General features: G+C 63.5%; 22 protein-coding genes. 4 read left to right on the top strand and 18 right to left on the bottom strand.

Annotated elements, in window-relative coordinates; translation table 11 throughout:
* Positions 1-35: 35 nt before the first annotated feature.
* Entirely contained in the window at positions 36-371 is a 336-nt protein-coding gene (locus tag ACMGF5_RS00785; RefSeq protein ID WP_012315418.1) for a YbaB/EbfC family nucleoid-associated protein, read from the top strand.
* A gap of 204 nt (positions 372-575) precedes the next feature.
* Positions 576-1178, top strand: a complete 603-nt coding sequence (recR, locus tag ACMGF5_RS00780; protein ID WP_012315417.1) for a recombination mediator RecR — start codon at positions 576-578, stop codon at positions 1176-1178.
* Between the two features lie 111 nt (positions 1179-1289).
* Here recR and ACMGF5_RS00775 read toward each other — a convergent pair whose 3' ends face one another.
* From ACMGF5_RS00775 to ccoN (ACMGF5_RS00700), 16 genes are all read right to left on the bottom strand, one after another.
* A complete protein-coding gene (locus ACMGF5_RS00775) occupies positions 1290-1838 on the bottom strand; it encodes an adenine phosphoribosyltransferase (protein ID WP_003254303.1) in 549 nt (182 codons plus the stop codon).
* 55 nt (positions 1839-1893) lie between these two features.
* Complete coding sequence (gene fnrA / locus ACMGF5_RS00770; protein ID WP_012315416.1) at positions 1894-2628, bottom strand: Crp/Fnr family transcriptional regulator FnrA; 735 nt, start codon at positions 2626-2628, stop codon at positions 1894-1896.
* Between the two features lie 185 nt (positions 2629-2813).
* Entirely contained in the window at positions 2814-4196 is a 1383-nt protein-coding gene (gene hemN / locus ACMGF5_RS00765; protein ID WP_115274246.1) for an oxygen-independent coproporphyrinogen III oxidase, read from the bottom strand.
* A gap of 108 nt (positions 4197-4304) precedes the next feature.
* Positions 4305-4988, bottom strand: a complete 684-nt coding sequence (locus tag ACMGF5_RS00760; protein ID WP_046785297.1) for a sulfite exporter TauE/SafE family protein — start codon at positions 4986-4988, stop codon at positions 4305-4307.
* A complete protein-coding gene (gene ccoS, locus ACMGF5_RS00755) occupies positions 4981-5193 on the bottom strand; it encodes a cbb3-type cytochrome oxidase assembly protein CcoS (RefSeq protein WP_012315413.1) in 213 nt (70 codons plus the stop codon). The genes ACMGF5_RS00760 and ccoS overlap by 8 nt, the downstream gene beginning before the upstream one ends.
* A 13-nt stretch (positions 5194-5206) precedes the next feature.
* On the bottom strand, positions 5207-7651 hold the full coding sequence (locus tag ACMGF5_RS00750) for a heavy metal translocating P-type ATPase (RefSeq protein WP_046785295.1): 2445 nt from the start codon (positions 7649-7651) through the stop codon (positions 5207-5209).
* A 191-nt stretch (positions 7652-7842) separates the two neighbouring features.
* The gene (locus ACMGF5_RS00745; RefSeq protein ID WP_046785426.1) at positions 7843-8370 is read right to left on the bottom strand and encodes a FixH family protein; all 528 of its coding nucleotides are present in this window, start codon (positions 8368-8370) and stop codon (positions 7843-7845) included.
* Positions 8371-8385: 15 nt separating this feature from the next.
* Positions 8386-9801, bottom strand: a complete 1416-nt coding sequence (gene ccoG, locus ACMGF5_RS00740) for a cytochrome c oxidase accessory protein CcoG (RefSeq protein WP_046785294.1) — start codon at positions 9799-9801, stop codon at positions 8386-8388.
* 276 nt (positions 9802-10077) lie between these two features.
* On the bottom strand, positions 10078-11058 hold the full coding sequence (gene ccoP, locus ACMGF5_RS00735) for a cytochrome-c oxidase, cbb3-type subunit III (protein WP_046785293.1): 981 nt from the start codon (positions 11056-11058) through the stop codon (positions 10078-10080).
* A complete protein-coding gene (locus ACMGF5_RS00730; protein WP_012315408.1) occupies positions 11055-11252 on the bottom strand; it encodes a CcoQ/FixQ family Cbb3-type cytochrome c oxidase assembly chaperone in 198 nt (65 codons plus the stop codon). Before ACMGF5_RS00730 ends, ccoP (ACMGF5_RS00735) begins: the two co-directional genes overlap by 4 nt.
* A 5-nt stretch (positions 11253-11257) precedes the next feature.
* On the bottom strand, positions 11258-11866 hold the full coding sequence (gene ccoO / locus ACMGF5_RS00725) for a cytochrome-c oxidase, cbb3-type subunit II (RefSeq protein ID WP_046785292.1): 609 nt from the start codon (positions 11864-11866) through the stop codon (positions 11258-11260).
* Entirely contained in the window at positions 11866-13308 is a 1443-nt protein-coding gene (ccoN, locus tag ACMGF5_RS00720; protein WP_012315406.1) for a cytochrome-c oxidase, cbb3-type subunit I, read from the bottom strand. Before ccoN (ACMGF5_RS00720) ends, ccoO (ACMGF5_RS00725) begins: the two co-directional genes overlap by 1 nt.
* Positions 13309-13676: 368 nt before the next feature.
* Complete coding sequence (ccoP, locus tag ACMGF5_RS00715) at positions 13677-14618, bottom strand: cytochrome-c oxidase, cbb3-type subunit III (protein WP_046785291.1); 942 nt, start codon at positions 14616-14618, stop codon at positions 13677-13679.
* Positions 14615-14806, bottom strand: coding sequence for a cbb3-type cytochrome oxidase subunit 3 (locus ACMGF5_RS00710; protein ID WP_012315404.1), 192 nt, complete (start codon positions 14804-14806; stop codon positions 14615-14617). The genes ccoP (ACMGF5_RS00715) and ACMGF5_RS00710 overlap by 4 nt, the downstream gene beginning before the upstream one ends.
* A gap of 5 nt (positions 14807-14811) precedes the next feature.
* Positions 14812-15420, bottom strand: coding sequence for a cytochrome-c oxidase, cbb3-type subunit II (gene ccoO, locus ACMGF5_RS00705; protein WP_023381403.1), 609 nt, complete (start codon positions 15418-15420; stop codon positions 14812-14814).
* Between the two features lie 13 nt (positions 15421-15433).
* On the bottom strand, positions 15434-16858 hold the full coding sequence (ccoN, locus tag ACMGF5_RS00700; protein WP_012315402.1) for a cytochrome-c oxidase, cbb3-type subunit I: 1425 nt from the start codon (positions 16856-16858) through the stop codon (positions 15434-15436).
* Between the two features lie 49 nt (positions 16859-16907).
* Between ccoN (ACMGF5_RS00700) and ACMGF5_RS00695 the strand changes: the two genes are divergently transcribed.
* Positions 16908-17600, top strand: coding sequence for an alpha/beta family hydrolase (locus ACMGF5_RS00695; RefSeq protein ID WP_237860949.1), 693 nt, complete (start codon positions 16908-16910; stop codon positions 17598-17600).
* 159 nt (positions 17601-17759) lie between these two features.
* Here ACMGF5_RS00695 and ACMGF5_RS00690 read toward each other — a convergent pair whose 3' ends face one another.
* Together ACMGF5_RS00690 and ACMGF5_RS00685 are read right to left on the bottom strand one after the other, a co-directional pair.
* The gene (locus ACMGF5_RS00690) at positions 17760-18044 is read right to left on the bottom strand and encodes a pyrimidine/purine nucleoside phosphorylase (protein ID WP_414157504.1); all 285 of its coding nucleotides are present in this window, start codon (positions 18042-18044) and stop codon (positions 17760-17762) included.
* A gap of 92 nt (positions 18045-18136) precedes the next feature.
* Positions 18137-18682, bottom strand: coding sequence for an exonuclease domain-containing protein (locus tag ACMGF5_RS00685; protein ID WP_119687513.1), 546 nt, complete (start codon positions 18680-18682; stop codon positions 18137-18139).
* Positions 18683-18845: 163 nt separating this feature from the next.
* Between ACMGF5_RS00685 and ACMGF5_RS00680 the strand changes: the two genes are divergently transcribed.
* Positions 18846-19646, top strand: coding sequence for a substrate-binding periplasmic protein (locus ACMGF5_RS00680; RefSeq protein WP_119687512.1), 801 nt, complete (start codon positions 18846-18848; stop codon positions 19644-19646).
* Positions 19647-19656 lie beyond the last annotated feature (10 nt).

Genomic DNA, 19656 nt, shown 5'->3' with positions numbered 1-19656 from the left:
GGCTGCATCACACGACCCAATCGAGGTATACCCCCATGATGAAAGGTGGCATGGCCGGCCTGATGAAGCAGGCCCAGCAGATGCAGGAAAAAATGGCCAAGATGCAGGAAGAGCTGGCCAACGCCGAAGTGACGGGCCAGTCTGGTGGCGGCTTGGTCAGCGTGGTGATGACCGGTCGTCATGACGTCAAGCGCGTCAGCATCGATCAAAGCCTGATGTCGACTGAAGAAGACGACAAGGAAGTGCTCGAAGACCTGATTGCTGCTGCACTGAACGATGCCGTACGCAAGGTCGAGCAGAGCAGCCAGGAAAAAATGGGTGGCATGACTGCAGGCATGCAGCTGCCGCCGGGCTTCAAGATGCCGTTCTAAGGCATTTGCAGTTGAAAAGCCGCCGCTGGGTTCCAGGGCGGCTTTTTTTGTGGTGTTGTTTACAGGTCGTTGCTGATGCGGCCGGGCGCATGCCTGGATGTTCTGGCGGCCTTTGGATCGAGCGCCGCTTGTGATAGGTGAGATTTGACGCTGTCAGGCTGCGCCGGTATAAACCGCCTCTCATAGAATTATCAGGCCTTTCCCATGAGCTTCAGCCCCCTTATCCGCCAACTGATCGACGCCCTGCGCACGCTGCCGGGCGTCGGCCAGAAAACCGCCCAGCGCATGGCCCTGCAGTTGCTGGAACGCGACCGCAGTGGTGGGGTGCGCCTGGCCCAGGCGCTTAGCCTGGCCATGGAAGGGGTTGGCCATTGCCGCCAGTGCCGCACCTTGACCGAACAGGAGTTGTGCCCGCAATGCGCTGATACGCGCCGCGACGATACCCAGCTGTGCGTGGTGGAGGGGCCGATGGATGTGTATGCGGTGGAGCAGACCGGCTATCGCGGTCGCTACTTCGTGCTCAAGGGGCACTTGTCGCCGCTTGATGGCCTGGGGCCTGATGCTATTGGCGTGCCGCAGCTGATGGCGCGGATCGAGGAGCAGGGCAGCTTTACCGAGGTGATCCTGGCCACCAACCCGACTGTGGAAGGGGAGGCGACAGCACATTACATCGCGCAGTTGCTGGCCGAGAAGGGGCTGGTAGCCTCGCGGATTGCCCATGGCGTGCCGCTGGGCGGCGAGCTGGAGCTGGTCGACGGCGGCACCCTGGCACATGCCTTTGCGGGGCGTAAGCCGATTTCCCTTTGATTTGAATTGCTGGGGCCGCTGTGCGGCCCTTTCGCGACATAAGGCCGTACGCGGTCCCCTGTAGGGGCGGCCTTGTGTCGCGAAAGGGGTGCAAAGCACCCCAAGAATCACTCAGTACTCGCTCAGCGAAAACTCGGTCAGGCAGAAGGTCGGCACACCCGCCGCCTGCAGCCGGCGCGAACCGTCCAGCTCAGGCAGGTCGATGATCGCCGCCGCCTCGAACACCTGTGCACCGGTGCGGCGCACCAGGTTGGCTGCGGCCAGCAGTGTGCCGCCGGTGGCGATCAGGTCATCGAAGATCAGCACCGAATCGCCTTCGCACAGGCTGTCGGCATGCACTTCCAGGAAGGCTTCACCGTACTCGGTCTGATACCCCTCAGATAGTACGTCAGCCGGCAGTTTGCCTTGCTTGCGGAACAGGATCAGCGGCTTGTTCAACTGGTGGGCGATGATCGAGCCGATCAGAAAGCCCCGGGCATCCATGGCGCCGATGTGGCTGAACTCCGCCTCGACATAGCGTTCGATGAACTGGTCGGCGACATAACGCAGCCCGCGTGGCGACTGGAACAGCGGGGTGATGTCGCGGAAGATCACACCCGGCTTGGGGAAGTCCACTACCGGGCGGATCAGGGCTTTGAGGTCGAAGGCTTCGCTGTGCATTGTTGCAGGTATCCTGAAAAACGAATGCGCCAGTATACCTTTTTCAAGCAGGCTTTCAGGCCTCCATCGCACCACCGGCCAGCGCACACAACTGGATCGGGTCGAGGATGTGCACTTCCTTGCCCTCGGCGCGCAGCAGGCCGTTCTGCTGGAAGCGGGTGAACACCCGCGACACGGTTTCAACGGCCAGGCCCAGGTAATTGCCGATTTCGTTGCGCGACATGCTCAGGCGGAACTGGTTGGCCGAATAGCCGCGGGCGCGAAAGCGTGCCGACAGGTTGACCAGGAAGGTGGCAATGCGCTCATCGGCGGTCTTTTTCGACAGCAGCAGCATCATTTGCTGGTCGTCGCGGATTTCACGGCTCATCACCCGCATCAGCTGGCGGCGCAACTGGGGTAGTTGCACCGACAGCTCATCGAGGCGTTCGAACGGGATTTCGCACACCGAGGTGGTTTCCTGCGCCTGGGCCGAGACCGGGTAGGCTTCAGTGTCCATGCCGGACAGGCCGACCAGTTCGCTGGGCAGGTGGAAGCCGGTGATCTGCTCCTCGCCGCTGTCGCTCAGGCTGAACGTCTTGAGGGCGCCGGAACGTACGGCGTAAACCGAGCCGAAATTGTCACCCTGGCGGAATAGGAACTCGCCCTTTTTCAGCGGGCGTCCGCGTTTGACGATTTCATCCAGTGCATCCATGTCTTCCAGGTTGAGCGAAAGAGGCAGGCACAGGGGGGCCAGGCTGCAATCCTTGCAATGGGCCTGGCCGTGGGCGCGCAGTTTGACTGGCTCGGACATTTGAATCGATCCTTGTGGGAAAGCACACATAAGTCGTAAGGGTAACCTACGGCATAGGGTGTAGGCCAGTGTGCGCGAGGATGATGCGCCTTGGCCGAACCCCAGCTGCATCATGCCGGGGGTCCGTTCTTGCCCATAGTGTGCCTGGCAAGCGGGCTTGTCCACACGGTCAACGATTCGCTTGGCTAGATCACCCGCGAGAATCGCTGACGGTCGTGCATCGCCAGATACGCGTCGAACACCATGCATACCGAGCGGGCCAGCAGGCGCCCGGCCGGCAGGATGCGGATGCCCTTTTCGTCGAGGCGGATCAGGCCGTCCTTTTGCATGTTCAGCAGCGCTGGCCAAAGATCGTTGAAATAGCCCCGAAAATCGATGGTGAAGGCGCTTTCGATCGGCTCGAAGTCGAGCTCGAAGTGGCAGATCAGTTGCTGGATCACTGCCCGTCGCAGGCGGTCATCGTGATTGCACAGCAGCCCGCGCTGGGTTGCCAGCTGGGAGCCGGACAGCGCGTCCTGATAGGTATTGAGGTCGCTGCTGTTCTGGCAGTACAGGTCGCCGATCTGGCTGATTGCCGAAACCCCCAGGCCGATCAGGTCGCAGTGGCCGTGGGTGGTGTAGCCCTGGAAGTTGCGCTGCAGGGTACCTTCTTCCTGGGCGACGGCCAGCTCGTCGTCGGGCAGGGCGAAGTGGTCCATGCCGATGTAGCGATAGCCGGCGGCGGTGAGCTGCTCGATGGTGGCCCGGAGCATCTCCAGCTTGGCTGCCGGGGCCGGCAGGTCGTTGCTGTCGATACGGCGTTGCGGCATGAAGCGCTCAGGCAGGTGAGCATAGTTGAAGACCGAGAGGCGGTCGGGCTGCAGGCGGATCACTTCCTCAACGGTGCGGGCGAAGCCTTCCGGGGTCTGCTTGGGCAGGCCGTAGATCAGGTCCAGGTTGACCGAGCGGAACTGCAAGGTGCGCGCCGCCTCGATCAGGGTGCGGGTCTGTTCCAGGCTCTGCAGGCGGTTGATCGCGCGCTGCACCGCAGGGTCCAGGTCCTGCACACCGAGGCTCACGCGGTTGAAGCCCAGTTCGCGCAATAGGCCCATGGTCGACCAGTCGGCCTCGCGCGGGTCCAGTTCGATGCCGTAGTCGCCGGAATCATCGTCCAGCAGGTTGAAGTGCTGGCGCAGGGTGGCCATCAGCTGGCGCAGTTCCACATGGCTGAGGAAGGTCGGCGTGCCGCCGCCCAGATGCAACTGTTCAACACGCTGTTTAGGGTCCAGGTGGCAGGCGATCAGCTGGATTTCCTGCTCCAGGCGCTGCAGGTAGGGTGCGGCTCGGCCACGGTCCTTGGTGATCACCTTGTTGCAGGCGCAGTAGTAGCAGATGTTGGCGCAGAACGGCACGTGTACGTACACAGACAGCGGGCGCACGGCCCGGCGGCTTTCGCGCAGGGCGTGGAGCAGGTCGAACGAGCCGACTTCGCTGTGCAGTTGCACCGCGGTCGGGTAGGAGGTGTAGCGTGGGCCGGCCAGATCGTAGCGGCGGATCAGGTCGGCATCCCAGCGTAGATCTTCGAGCATGTGGGCGGTCCCCGGAATGAGCAGCAGTGCCCCGGAGTCTATGGTCGTCTGTAGGAATCTGTGTTGATTTGTATCAAGAGCTAGGGGGCAGCTGCGCAGCAGCGCCTGTCAGTGCCCCATCAGCCAATGCTGGTGCGGCCCCGGCAGTGTCCACAGGCCGAACAGGATGACCAGCAGTCCTCCTGCCATGCGCACGCTACGCCGCCGCAACAGGCTGTTGACCCGCTCCGCCGCCAGCCCTGTGGCCAGCAGCACAGGCCAGGTACCCAGCCCGAACGCCAGCATCAGCGCCGCGCTATACCCCGCGTTGCCCTGGCTGGCCGCCCACAGCAAGGTGCTGTAAACCAGCCCGCATGGCAGCCAGCCCCACAGCGCGCCAAGCAGCAGGGCCCGGGGCAGGCTGGAGACCGGCAACAGGCGCGAGGCCACTGGCTGGATATGCCGCCAAAGCCCCCTGCCCAGTGCTTCGATGCGCGTCAGCCCGCTCCACCAGCCGGCCAGGTACAGGCCCATGGCGATCAGCAGCAACGCTGCCACCACCCGCAGTGCCAGGGCGGCAGGGCTGCTGGCCACGGCCCAACCGGCCAGGCCCAGCAGCAGGCCGGCGCAGGCGTAGCTGAGGACCCGCCCAAGGTTGTACGCCAGCAGCAGGCGCAGGCGCCGGCCCCGTTGCTCCGGCGGGATCGCCAGGGTCAATGCGCCCATCAGGCCGCCGCACATGCCCAGGCAGTGGCCGCCGCCGAGCAGGCCGAGGACCAGCGCGGAGCCGAGCAGGGGAAGCAGGTCAGGCACGGGGTGGTTGGTCCTTGTCTTGCGGCTCGGCGGGCTCTTGTTTGACGGCAGCCTGGTGGCGTGGGTCCTGGTCGTCGAACAGGATGCTGTGGGCGGGGCTTTCAAGGTCGTCGTACTGGCCGCTGTCCACCGCCCAGAAAAAGATGTACACGGCGACGCCGACGAGCAGCAGGGCGGCCGGGATCATGACATAGAGGGCTGGCATGGGCGGCTCCTGATCAGGCAATGGCAGGTTGTGGGGCGCTGGCGGTGGCCGCCACGCCCGGCAGCCGGGTCAGGCGCAGGGCATTGAGGACCACGATCAGCGAGCTGACCGACATGCCGACGGCGGCCCATACCGGGGTGATCCAGCCGAGCGCGGCAAACGGCAGCATGAGGCCATTATACAGGGTCGCCCAAAGCAGGTTCTCGAGGATGTTGCGGCGGGTGCGGCGGGCCAGGTCGAAGGCATGTACCAGCGCTTGCAGGCGGTTGCTCAACAGCACTGCATCGGCACTGGTCTTGGCAAGGTCGGTGGCACTGCCCATGGCAATGCTGATATCGGCGGCGGCCAGCACCGGCACATCGTTGACCCCGTCACCCAGCATCAGCACCTTGCGTCCTGAAGCCTGCAGAGCCTTGAGCCGGTCCAGCTTGTCGTCCGGGCGCAGGCCGCCGATGGCCTGATCGATACCCAGTTGGGCGGCTACTTCGGCGACCATGGGCGAGCTGTCGCCCGACAGCAGCAGGGTGCGCCAGCCACGCGCCTTGCAGGCCGCCAGCAGGGCAGGGGCGTCCTCGCGCAGGCGGTCGTCCAGGCCGAACCAGGCCAGCGGGCCTTGGCGATCACCCAGCAGCAGCCATTGGCCGCGGGGCTCCGGGACAGTCGGGATTTCGGCGCCGCTGAGGGCGCAAACGAACGTGGGCTGGCCGATGCGCAGGCGTTGCCCGCCGACCAGCCCTTCCAGGCCCAGCCCAGGTACCGTTTGCACATCCTCCGCAGGCTCGGCATTGCGACCGAAGGCGCGGGCGATGGGGTGCTCGGAGCGGTTTTCCAGGGCGGCGGCAAGGGCCAGGCAGCGGTCGGCGGCCACCGCGCCCAGCGGGCGAATGCTGCGCAGCGTCAGGCGGCCCTCGGTGAGCGTGCCGGTTTTGTCGAAAATGACCGTGTCGATCTGGTTGAGGCCTTCCAGTACATGGCCGCGGGTGACCAGCAGGCCGAGCTTGTGCAGCGTACCGGTGGCGGCGGTCAGTGCAGTAGGGGTGGCGAGCGAGAGCGCGCATGGGCAGGTGGCTACCAGCATGGCCAGGACAATCCAGAACGCCCGTGTCGGGTCCAGGTGCCACCACCACAGGCCTATGACGATGGCGGCCACCAGCGTGAACAGCAGGAACCATTGCGATGCACGGTCGGCAATCTGCGCCAGGCGTGGCTTTTCCGTCTGCGCGCGCTCCAGCAGGCGGACGATGGCCGACAGTCGCGACTCCTGGCCAAGGGCTTCGATTTCTACGTTCAGCGTGCTTTCGACATTCAGGGTGCCGCCGGTGACCCGGTCGCCGGCCCGCCGCGGTTGCGGCAGGTACTCACCGGTCAGCAGCGACTCGTCGACGCTGGAGCGGCCTTCGACAATGCGCCCGTCAGCCGGGATCACTGCGCCGGGCAACACCTGCACGGTGTCGCCGCGTTGCAGTTCGCTGAGCAGGATGCGCTCGCTGCGGCCAAGGCTGTCCAGGCGCAGGCAAGAGGCCGGTAGCAGGTTGACCAGTTGCGCGGTGGCCGCTGCCGTACGCTCGCGGGCGCGGCGTTCAAGGTAGCGGCCGGTGAGCAGAAACAGTGCGAACATGCCCACGGTGTCGAAATACAGTTCGCCACTGCCGGTGATGGCCGTCCAGATCCCGGCACCAAAGGCCAGGGCGATGGCCAGCGATACCGACACGTCCATGGTCAGGTGGCGGGTGCGCAGGTCGCGTGCGGCCCCTTTGAAGAAGGGCGCGCAACTGTAGAACACGATCGGGATGGTGAGAAACAGCGCCACCCAGCGCAGGATGGTGTGCAGCTCGGGCGACAGGTCGATGTTGAATTCCGGCCAGGTGGCCATGGTCGCCATCATCGCCTGGAACCACAGCAGCCCGGCCACGCCCAGCCTGCGCAGGGCGCTGCGGTTTTCGCGGGCCAGTTGCTCGGCGGCCTGGTCTGGCTGGTAGGGGTGGGCGGCGTAGCCGATCTGGCGCAGCTCGGCCAACAATCGCGAGAGCGGCAGCCGTTGGTCTTCCCAACTGAGCAGCAGGCGATGGTTGGACAGGTTAAGACGTGCGTCGGCCACGCCGGGCAGGTTGCGCAAGTGCTTTTCGATCAACCAGCCGCAGGCGGCGCAGCTGATGCCTTCGACCAGCAGGGTGGTTTCGGCCAGCTCGCCCTGATGGCGGACGAAGGTCTGTTGCACGTCGCTGCGGTCGTACAGGGCCAGTTCGTCCTGCAACTGCTTGGGCAGGGCCTCGGGGTTGGCGCTATTGTCGCTGCGGTGCTGGTAGTAGTGTTCCAGCCCGCCGGCGACGATCGACTCGGCCACTGCCTGGCAGCCGGGACAGCAGAACTGCCGGGGCTGGCCGAGGACCACGGCGGTGAAGCGGCTGCCCGGGGGGACGGGCAGGGCGCAGTGGTAGCAGGGGGTGGGCTGGGTCATCACATCATTGCCTTACATATATCGGCTGGCCGGCGCGTTCCCCTGTAGGAGCGGCCTTGTGTCGCGAAAGGGGCGCGAAGCGGCCCCAAATTTTGAGCTTCGCAGCATAGATTGCTCAGCTTGGCAGCATAGGTTGCAGGGGCCGCTTCGCGCCCCTTTCCGACCGGTCCGGCGCCCCGGCAAGGCCGCTCCTACAAGTGTTCAGCGCCCTGGATGGCTTCATCGCCCAACTGCAAGGTCACACCATGCGCCACTTTTTCCTCCTCGAACAAGCGCCACACCTGGCCGCTTTCGCTACCCAGCAGCTCGACAAAGCGGCGCCCGTCCACCTTGTCTTCCAGTTGCCCCACATAGCGCCCTGCCTCGACCCGGCTCAGCAGCACCTTACGGTCCTTCTCTGGCTGGGTAGGTGAAATCAGGTTCAGCTCCAGGCTCTGCGGGTCGCTGCTGCCGGCCAGGCGCAGGTCCACTTCGCCCGTCAGCTCGTCCAGGTGCACGCTGGCCTTCAAACCCAGGTTCTGCGCCAGCAATTCACGGTCCAGCGAGCGGTTGATGCCTTTGCCAGCCTCGTAGTAGTTGTCGTTGACCAGGTTGTCCGGGTTGTTCACGGCGATGCTGACCATGGTCAGGCTCAGGCACACCGAGGTAGTGAGGATGCCGATGATGATCCAGGGCCAGAGGTGCTTGTACCAAGGGCTGGTGGCGGTGGCGGCAGGCATGGTTCGCGTTCTCTCTCAGCGGATCTGTGGGCCGATGAAGCGGCTCTTGGCTTCGACCTCGGCAGCGCTGTCATCGGCGCTTTTGAGGGTGAAGGTGATTTCGTTGGTGGTCGAGGGCAGCTTCTCGGGGGCGACCGACAACTGCACCGGCAGGCTGACGATATCGCCGGCGGCCACGCGGATTTCCCGCTGGCCTTCGAGCCGCAAGTCAGGCAGGCCAGCGGCGTCCAGCACGTAGACGTGATCACGCTGGTCCTTGTTCATGACCTTGAGGCTGTACACGTTCTCGATCCGCCCCTGGGCGTTCTCGCGGTACAGCACGCGGTCCTTGCTGACGTCGAAGCCCACCAGCGAGCGGGTGGCGAAGGCGGTGGCCAGGGCGCCGATCATCACCAGCAGCACCAGTGCGTAGCCGATCAGCCTTGGGCGCAGCATGTGGGTCTTCTGCCCCGACAGGTTGTGTTCGGTGGTGTAGCTGATCAGGCCTTTGGGGTAGTTCATCTTGTCCATGATGCTGTCGCACGCGTCGATGCAGGCGGCGCAGCCGATGCACTCGATCTGCAGCCCGTCGCGTATGTCGATGCCGGTGGGGCAGACCTGTACGCACATGGTGCAGTCGATGCAGTCGCCCAGGCCCTGGGCCTTGTAGTCCGTGTCCTTCTTGCGCGGGCCGCGGGTTTCACCGCGGCGCGGGTCGTAGGAGACGATCAGGGTGTCCTTGTCGAACATCACGCTCTGGAAGCGTGCGTAGGGGCACATGTACACGCACACTTGCTCGCGCAGCCAGCCGGCGTTGCCGTAGGTGGCCAGGGTGAAGAAGCCGACCCAGAAGTAGGCCCAGCCATCGGCCTGGCCGGTGAAGAATTCGATGGCCAGTTCGCGAATCGGCGAGAAGTAGCCGACGAAGGTCATGCCGGTGACGAAGCCGATCAGCAGCCACAGGCTGTGCTTGGTGAACTTGCGCAGGAACTTGTTGGCGCTCATCGGGGCCCGGTCAAGCTTCATGCGCTGATTACGGTCGCCTTCGGTGACCTTTTCGCACCACATGAAGATCCACGTCCACACGCTTTGCGGGCAGGTGTAGCCGCACCATACGCGGCCGGCATACACGGTAACGAAGAACAGGCCAAAGGCGGCGACGATGAGGATGCCCGAGAGCAGGATGAAGTCTTGCGGCCAGATGGTGGTGCCGAAGATGTAGAACTTGCGCTCGGGCAGGTTCCACCAGACGGCCTGATGGCCGCCCCAGTTCAGCCAGACAGTGCCAAAGTACAAAAGGAACAGCGCTGCCCCGCCGACCATCCGCAACCTGCGGAACAGGCCGGTGAAGGCGCGGGTGTAGATTTTCTCGCGAGAGGCGTAGAGGTCGACGGAATCCTTCCCTTTGCTGGCAGGCGGGGTAACGTCATGTACCGGAATTTGCTTGCTCATCATCAAGTCCCACGGCAGTGGAGAAATGCCGCGGCCAGTGCGTGCCGGCCGCAGTCTCGCGCATTCTGCTAGCGCTGCGCCCCATGATACGCCGCTGATGGCACGCTGGGGTCGCTCTGCGACCTTTAGTCGCGTTGGGTTCGGGGTGTTAATCGTGTTAAGGCGGGTGTCAATTGATCCAGGTCATCTAGCGCTGAATCTACCGGCCCTATCGCCGGCAAGCCGGCTCCCACGCGGTGCGGGGGCCGGCTTGCCGGCGATAGGCCAGTGCAGGCATCACTCGGCCTTTTCAGGCTCCTGCTCCTGATGCGACAGGCTGTACACATAAGCCGCCAGCAGGTGCACTTTGTCATTGCCCTGCAGCTGCTCCTGCGCCGGCATCTGCCCCTGGCGACCATAACGGATGGTCTGTTGCAACTGGGCGAAGCTCGAACCGTAGATGAACGCCTGCGGGTGAGTCAGGTTCGGTGCGCCCATGGCGGGTGTGCCCTTGCCTTCAGGGCCATGGCACGCCACGCAGTTGGCGGCGAAGATCTTCTGCCCGTTCTCGACATCGGCCTTGGCGCCTTCAGGCAGGCTGCGACCATCGAGCTTGCTGATCACGAAGGCTGACACGTCGGCCACGCCTTGCTCGCCGATCACCTCCGCCCACGCCGGCATCACGCCATGGCGGCCGCCCATGATGCTGGCCTTGATGGTTTCCGGCTCGCCGCCCCAGCGCCAGTCGTTGTCGGTGAGGTTGGGGAAGCCGTAGGCGCCCTTGGCGTCGGAGCCGTGGCACACCGAGCAGTTGGACGCAAACAGCCGCGCGCCCATCTTCAGCGCTTGCGGCTGCCTGGCCACTTCTTCGATAGGCATGGCCGCATACTTGGCGAAGATTGGCCCGAAGCGGGCATCGGCCTTGGCCATTTCCTTTTCCCACTCGTGCACGCCGGTCCAGCCGGGCTGGCCGTTGGTGAACTCGGTCTGCTTGTCGTTATCCAGGTACGAATACCCAGGCAGCACGCCTTTCCAGTTGCCCAGGCCCGGGTACAGCACCAGGTAGCCGAGGGCGAAAATGATGGTGCCGACGAACAGCCAGAACCACCATTTGGGCAGGGGGTTGTCGTATTCCTCGATGCCATCGAAGGCATGCCCGACGGTTTCGTCGGTGACCTCTTCGCGCTGGCCCTTGCGGGTCGACAGCAGTAGCCAGGTCAACGCGAAGATGGTGCCCAGGGTCAGGACGGTGACGTACAGACTCCAGAAGGTTGTCATTGTTGTTTGCTCCCAGAAGCTTTTGCTTGCGCTTGCTCGACGTGCGTTTTGGCCTCGGGGTCATCGGCGAACGGCAGTTGGGTTGCCTCGTCGAACTCCTGTTTGCGCCGTGGGTTGAACACCCACAGCGCCAGGCCCACGAAGGCCACCATCACCACGACGGTGCCCAGGCCGCGAATCATCCCGATATCCATCAGCGTCACCGTTTGCTTTTGATGATGGTGCCAAGACCCTGCAGGTACGCGACCAGTGCGTCCATTTCGGTCTTGCCCTTGACCGCGTCGCGGGCACCGGCGATGTCGGCATCGGTGTACGGCGTGCCCAGGGTACGCAGCACTTCCAGCTTCTTCGCGGTGTCTTTGCCGTCGAGCGTGTTCTCCACCAGCCACGGGTAGGATGGCATCTTCGACTCCGGCACTACGTTGCGCGGGTTGTACAGGTGTGCGCGGTGCCAGTCATCGGAGTAGCGGCCACCGACGCGGGCCAGGTCCGGGCCGGTGCGCTTGGAGCCCCACAGGAACGGGTGGTCCCACACGCTTTCACCGGCCACCGAGTAGTGGCCGTAGCGCTCGGTTTCGGCGCGGAACGGCCGGATCATCTGCGAGTGGCAGCCCACGCAACCTTCGCGGATGTAGATGTCACGGCCTTCGACTTCCAGCGCGGTGCGCGGCTTCATGCCTTCGACGGGTTTGTTGGTGACGTCCTGGAAGAACAGCGGGACGATCTGGGTGAGGCCACCGACGCTCACGGCGATGACCATGAAGAAGGCCAGCAGGCCGATGTTCTTCTCGACAGCTTCATGCTTCATCAGTGGGCTCCCACAACGACGATCTTGGCGGCTTCATCCGCTTCTGCCGGGTTGGCGGCGCGTACGGTGCGCAACACGTTGTAAGCCATCAGCAGCATGCCGGAGGCGAAGAACGCACCGCCCAGTGCGCGGACGATGTAGCCCGGGTGGCTGGCCTGCAGGGCTTCGACGAAGGAGTAGGTCAGCGTGCCGTCATCGTTGATGGCGCGCCACATCAGGCCTTGGGTGATGCCGTTGACCCACATCGAGGCGATGTACAGCACGGTGCCGATGGTCGCCAGCCAGAAGTGCGCGTTGATCAGGCCCACGCTGTGCATCTGATCGCGGCCATACAGGCGCGGGATCATGTGGTACACGGCGCCGATCGAGATCATCGCCACCCAGCCGAGCGCGCCGGCGTGTACGTGGCCGATGGTCCAGTCGGTGTAGTGCGACAGCGAGTTCACGGTCTTGATGGCCATCATCGGGCCTTCGAAGGTGGACATGCCGTAGAACGCCAGCGATACCACGAGGAAGCGCAGGATCGGGTCGGTGCGCAGTTTGTGCCAGGCACCGGAGAGGGTCATCATGCCGTTGATCATGCCGCCCCAGCTCGGCGCCAGGAGGATGATCGACATCACCATGCCCAGCGACTGCGCCCAGTCGGGCAGCGCGGTGTAGTGCAAGTGGTGCGGGCCTGCCCAGATGTACAGGGTGATCAGTGCCCAGAAGTGGACGATCGACAGGCGATACGAGTAGATCGGCCGCTCGGCCTGCTTGGGCACGAAGTAGTACATCATCCCCAGAAAGCCCGTGGTGAGGAAGAAGCCCACGGCGTTGTGGCCGTACCACCACTGTATCATCGCGTCGGTGGCGCCGGAGTAGGCCGAGTAGGACTTGAACAGGCTCACCGGCAGCGAGATGTGGTTGACGATGTGCAGCATCGCGGTAACCACGATGAAGGCGCCGTAGAACCAGTTGCCGACGTAGATGTGCTTGGTCTTGCGCTTGACGATGGTGCCGAAGAACACCAGCCCGTAGGTCACCCAGACGATGGCCAGCAGGATCGCCAGTGGCCACTCGAGCTCGGCGTATTCCTTGGTGGTGGTGTAGCCCATCGGCAAGGTGATCAGCGCACCGACGATCACGGCCTGCCAACCCCAGAAGGTGAAGGCGGCCATGCTGTCGGAAATCAGCCGGGTCTGGCAGGTTCGCTGCACCACGTAGTAGCTGGTGCCGAACAACGCACAGCCGCCGAAGGCGAAGATGACCAGGTTGGTGTGCAAGGGGCGCAGGCGGCCGAAGCTGGTCCAGGGCAGGTCCAGGTTCAGTTGCGGCCACACCAGCTGCGAGGCGATGAAAACGCCCAGGCCCATGCCAAGGATCCCCCAGACCACCGTCATGATGGCGAACTGGCGGACGACCTTATAGTTATAAGCAGTCGGACTGATTGCTGTGCTCATTCTAAGGTTCCACGGTTTTGGTGTTCTTGTTGGTTGAAAAATCGGCGCCAGTATCGATAACCGCCAGGGTTATGGCAACGCAAGGAGCCCTGCGCCGACCCGTGTCCGGGCCCTTATGCCGGTGTCCCGCGGCAATAGGGTTCGGGCGATTGTACACAAATAAATATTTGTAATGTGTACCGTTTTTCATCTTTTTCTGATCGATCGGTCAAGCTTTTTTTCCAGGCGGCGTCAGGCGATGCACCGCGTCTGCTTCGCTGGATTGACAGCGAAGGCCACTGTGGCAACAAGCTTAGTTCTGTTCGGAGGGGGTGCAAGGCGGGGCTAGGGGCGGGGAGGTGCTGGGGCCGCTTTGCGGCCCCGGGGTGTTACTTGGCAGTCACGGTTGCAGGCATATCACCCTGCGAAAGGCTGTACACATAAGCCGCCAGCAAATGCACCTTGTCGTTGCCCTGGATATCCACCTGGGCCGGCATTTGCCCCTGGCGGCCATAGCGAATGGTCTGCTGCAGCTGGGCAAAGCTCGAACCGTAGATGAACGCCTGCGGATGGTTCAGGTTAGGCGCGCCCATGGCTGGGGTGCCATTGCCCTCGGGCCCGTGGCAGGCCACGCAGTTGCCGGCGAAGATCTCCTTGCCCTTGGCCACATCAGCCTTGGCGCCTTCCGGCAGGCTGCGGCCATCGAGGTTGCTCAGCACGTAGGCGGCTACATCCGCCACGCCCTGTTCGCCGATCACCTCAGCCCAGGCGGGCATCACGCCGTGGCGGCCATTCATGATCGACGCCTTGATGGTTTCGGGCTCGCCGCCCCAGCGCCAGTCGTTGTCGGTCAGGTTGGGGAAACCATAGGCGCCTTTGGCGTCCGAGCCGTGGCACACCGAGCAGTTGGAGGCGAACAGGCGGCCGCCCATCTTCAATGCCTGCGGGTCCTTGGCCACTTCCTCGACCGGCATGGCCGCGTATTTGGCGAAGATCGGGCCGAACCTGGCGTCGGCCTTGTCCATTTCCTTCTGCCATTCGTTCGCGCCGGTCCAACCATTCTCGTAGCCGGGCAGGACGCCCTTCCAGTTGCCCAGGCCCGGGTAGAGGATCAGGTAGCCCACCGCGAACACCAGGGTGCCGACGAACAGCCAGAACCACCACTTGGGCAGCGGATTGTCATACTCCTCGATGCCGTCGAAGCTGTGCCCCATGGTCTGGTCGGTGGTGTTGCTGCTCTGGCCCTTGCGGGTCGACAGCAGCAGCCAGGTCAGGCCGATCAGGCTGCCGATGGTCAGTACGCAGATGTACGTACTCCAGAAGGTAGTCATTGGGGATTACTCCTCATGCCAGTGTCCTGCCCGGCAGGGGGCAGGCGGTCGTCGACGAAGGGCAGCAGGCGCGCTTCGGCGAAATCATGGTCGCGGCGGCGGTTGAACACCCACAGCGAAAGGCCGATGAAGGCAATCATCACCACCAGGGTGCCCACGCCGCGGATCATGCCGATATCCATTTCCATCGCACTCACCTCTTGTTCTTGATCGCGGTGCCGAGCACCTGCAGGTAGGCGACCAGGGCGTCCATCTCGGTCTTGCCCTTGACCGCATCACGCGCACCGGCAATGTCCTCGTCGGTGTACGGCACCCCCAGGGTGCGCAGGGTGCGCATCTTGGTGTCGGTGTGGCTGTTGTCGACCTGCTGGGCGACGAGCCATGGGTAGGACGGCATCTTCGACTCCGGTACCACGTTGCGCGGGTTGTACAGGTGCGCGCGGTGCCAGTCGTCGGAGTAGCGCCCGCCGACCCGGGCCAGGTCCGGGCCGGTACGCTTGGAGCCCCACAGGAACGGGTGGTCCCACACACTTTCACCGGCCACCGAGTAGTGGCCGTAGCGTTCGGTCTCGGCGCGGAACGGGCGGATCATCTGCGAGTGGCAGCCCACGCAACCTTCGCGGATATAGATATCGCGGCCTTCAAGCTGCAGCGCGGTGTAAGGCTTCATGCCTTCGACCGGCTTGTTGGTGACGTCCTGGAAGAACAGCGGGACGATCTGGGTCAGGCCGCCGATGCTGACGGCGAACACCATCAACAGGGCCAGCAGGCCGACGTTTTTTTCGATGACTTCATGTTTCATCAGGCAGGTCTCCTCAGGCCAGCTGGGCGTTGGCAGGGGCGGCCTCGGTGGCCGGAGCACGTACGGTGCGCCAAGTGTTCCAGGCCATCAGGAACATGCCACTGAGGAAGATCGCACCACCGACGAAACGCACGATGAAGCCCGGGTGGCTGGCCACCAGGGTTTCCACGAACGAGTAGGTGAGCGTGCCGTCGCTGTTCACCGCGCGCCACATCAGGCCCTGGGCGATGCCGTTGACCCACATCGAGGCGATGTACAGCACGGTGCCGATGGTCGCCAGCCAGAAGTGCGCGTTGATCAGGCCGATGCTGTACATGCGTGCCTTGCCGAATACTTGCGGAATGGTGTGGTACAGCGCGCCGATGGAGATCATCGCCACCCAGCCGAGGGCGCCGGCATGCACGTGGCCGATGGTCCAGTCGGTGTAGTGGGACAGGGCGTTGACCGTCTTGATGGCCATCATCGGGCCTTCGAAGGTGGACATGCCGTAGAACGCCAGCGATACCACGAGAAAGCGCAGGATCGGGTCGCTGCGCAGTTTGTGCCAGGCACCGGACAGGGTCATCATGCCGTTGATCATGCCGCCCCAGCTGGGGGCCAGCAGGATCAGCGACATCACCATGCCCAGCGACTGCGCCCAGTCGGGCAGCGCGGTGTAGTGCAGGTGGTGGGGGCCGGCCCAGATGTACAGGGTGATCAGCGCCCAGAAGTGGACGATCGACAGGCGATAGGAATACACCGGGCGTTCGGCCTGCTTGGGCACGTAGTAGTACATCATCCCCAGGAAGCCTGCAGTGAGGAAGAAGCCCACGGCGTTGTGGCCGTACCACCACTGCACCATGGCGTCGGTGGCCCCGGCGTAGACCGAGTACGACTTGGTCAGGCTGACCGGCAGTTCCAGGTTGTTGATGATGTGCAGCATGGCCACGGTCAGGATGAAGGCACCGAAGAACCAGTTGCCGACATAGATATGCTTGGTGGTGCGCTTGATCAAAGTGCCGAAGAACACGATGGCGTAGCAGACCCAGACGATGGTGATCAGGATGTCGATCGGCCATTCCAGCTCGGCGTATTCCTTGGAGCTGGTGTAACCCAGCGGCAAGGTAATGGCCGCCAGCAGGATGACCAGTTGCCAGCCCCAGAAAGTGAACGCGGCCAGCCCTGGTGCGAAGAGGGTGGTCTGGCAGGTGCGTTGCACCGAATAATAGGAGGTGGCGAACAGTGCGCAGCCGCCGAACGCGAAGATCACCGCATTGGTATGCAGTGGGCGCAGGCGGCCGAAGCTGGTCCAGGGGAGGTCGAAGTTAAGGGAAGGCCAGGCGAGCTGGGCGGCGATGAAGACGCCGAGCCCCATCCCGACGATTCCCCACACCACCGTCATGATGGCGAATTGGCGGACCACCTTGTAGTTATAGGCGGTACTGCTGGTTGTGTTCATGTATGGGTTCCCATCCACGGTTATTGGCAGGCTTTACAGCGAGGCAAGCATGATTAATGGGCAACGTGCCGGTATTGACGGGGATCAATGGGCGAAGATCGGAAATGTCCCAGGCTTGCACTGCAATCCGGCGCAGAATCAGCAAGATGGCAGTGCTGCGGCGTGCCTGATCCTGGCCCATGGCGCTGGCGCGCCGATGGACAGCGGGTTCATGGATGAAATGGCGCAAAGGCTGGCGGCGCTTGGCGTAGGGGTGGTTCGCTTCGAGTTCCCCTACATGGCCGAGCGCAGGGTTGGGGGTGGCAAGCGGCCACCCAATCCACAGAAGGTGCTGCTCGAATGCTGGCGCGAGGTGCACCGGCAGGTGCGACCTTTGGTCGCGGGCAAGCTGGCGATTGGTGGCAAGTCCATGGGCGGGCGCATGGCCAGCCTGCTGGCCGACGAGTTGGGTGCTGATGCGCTGGTGTGCCTGGGCTATCCGTTCTATGCCGTGGGCAAACCCGAAAAACCACGGGTCGAGCATTTGGCGGGCTTGCAGACACCGACGTTGATCGTGCAGGGCGAGCGGGATGCGCTGGGTAATCGTGACGCGGTGCAGGGGTATGCGCTGTCACCGTCGATCGAGGTGAGCTGGCTGGTGGCAGGCGATCATGATCTGAAACCGCTGAAGGCTTCGGGGTTCAGCCATGAGCAGCATTTGCAGGCGGCGGCTGAGAAGGTTGCGGGGTTCCTCAGAGGCTGACTACCTGTAGGAGCGGCCTTGCCGGGGCGCCGGACCGGTCGGAAAGGGCTGCGAAGCAGACCCAGGATTCAGCAGCGCAACAACAATTGCTGGGTCTGCTTCGCAGCCCTTTCGCGACACAAGGCCGCTCCTACAAGCGACCGTGTGTGCAGCAACAGATCAGTCGCGATACTCGCACAGGTAGGCAGTATCCACCGCCACTTTCAGCTGGAACTTGCTGTCGGCGGCCACATTGAACTTGTCGCCGGCGTTGAAGGTTTCCCAGTTGTCGCTGCCCGGCAGCTTGACGGTCAGCGCACCGGAAACCACGTGCATGATTTCGCGCTTGGCGGTGCCGAACTCGTATTCGCCCGGTGCCATGACGCCGACGGTGGCCGGGCCTTCAGTGCCTTCGAAGACGATCGACTTGACGGTACCATCGAAGTACTCGTTGACCTTGAACATGGGGCGACTCCTGAAAAAGAGGGGATGAAAAAGGGCTGGCCAGTATGCCCAAGCCCATCCGCCCCGTCATCTGCTTTCAGGCGGCCCAGAGCTCAAATGCCCGGCAGGCTCAAGGGCAATAGCCGCGCGGTATTGCGGGCATCCTCCAGCGCCCGGTGCTGTTGCCCGCAAAAATGCATACCGGCCAGTTGCAGGGCACCGTTGAGGCCCGTCGGACGCTGCAGGTGACGAGCCTTGGCGAAGCGCTGCTTGAGGTTGATATGCGGCAGGTCGCGCAACAGGCTGTCGAGCTCATGTTGCTGCCATTCCTGCAGTAACTGCTGGCGGTCGTAATCACCCCAGCTGACCCAAGCCTGCAATTGCCCGCGATGGTGCCCCAACCAGCGTTCGAAACGCGCCCATACCTCGGGAAATGGCGCTGCGCTATCCACATTGGCCTGGCTGATGTGCGTCAGTTCGCGGCAGAACGGCGTCAGTTGCGGCCGCCGCCTGGGCCGCACGAAGCGCTGGAAGTGGTCCACTTCGCGGCCTTCACGGGTCACCAGGCTGGCGCCGATTTCAATGATTTCCATCTCCGTCACCGGCCAGCCACCGTCATCGGTGGTAGCTTCCAGGTCGATCACCAACCAGTGGCCCATACCAGGCTCCCTCGCCATACATGCCAAAGCAGCGTAGCCAATGTCGGGCGTCACGGCATCCCCTGGCAAAATGCCCTCACTTTGGCATAACCAGCAGTTGTGCCTTGCCAGGAAAACGCCTAGCTTAGGCGCATCCAGGTATGAACCGTGATGAGTGTCCGTCTTGACTCCAGCGCCCGGCCTGAAGGCTTTGACCACCCTGTTGATGCTGGCCGCGGTATGGCTGGCGGCACCGGTCTGGGCTGCCGACGCCATCGAGGTAAAGGTCGGCGCTGCGCATTTTCCGCCTTATACGGTTCGCCCCGAGCAGGGTGCCGACACCGGGCTGCTGCCGCAACTGGTCGAAGCGTTGAACCGCCTGCAGCAAGATTATCGCTTCGTGCTGGTGCCCACATCGATTCAGCGGCGCTTTGGCGATTTCCAGCAAGGCCGTACCGATATGGCCATCTTCGAAAACCCGCAGTGGGGCTGGCAACGGATACCGCATCAGGCGGTGGATATGGGCCTGGAAGATGCAGAGGTGTTCGTGGCCAAACAGGCCGATGGCCGGGACCAGCATTATTTCGATGATCTCGCCGGCAAGCGCCTGGCGCTGTTCAACGGCTACCACTATGCATTCGCCCGTTTCAATCCGGACCCCAACTACCTGCGCAAGACCTACAACGCCACGCTGACCTATTCGCACGACAGCAACCTGCTGATGGTCCAGGCTGGCCGAGCCGACATCGCGCTGGTGACGCGCTCTTACCTCAGTGATTTCCTGGCGCGCAACCCGGCCAGTCACAGCCGGTTGATCGCCTCCACGCGCATCGACCAGGTCTATCATCACTATGCTTTGCTGCGCCCCGGCGCGCCTATCAGCGATGCGCAATTGGCCGCGCTGCTGCGCCATCTGCGTGATACCGGCGAACTGGCCCGCATCTTCCAGCCTTACCGGATCACCGTCGAAGCCCCCCATGACTAAATTCCCCGAT

The organism is Pseudomonas sp. BNK-15 (assembly GCF_047456105.1).
GTDB classification, from domain to species: domain Bacteria; phylum Pseudomonadota; class Gammaproteobacteria; order Pseudomonadales; family Pseudomonadaceae; genus Aquipseudomonas; species Aquipseudomonas putida_E.
Note: the sequence above shows the minus strand (reverse complement) of the source record. Positions and strands in the feature narration are given on the sequence as shown.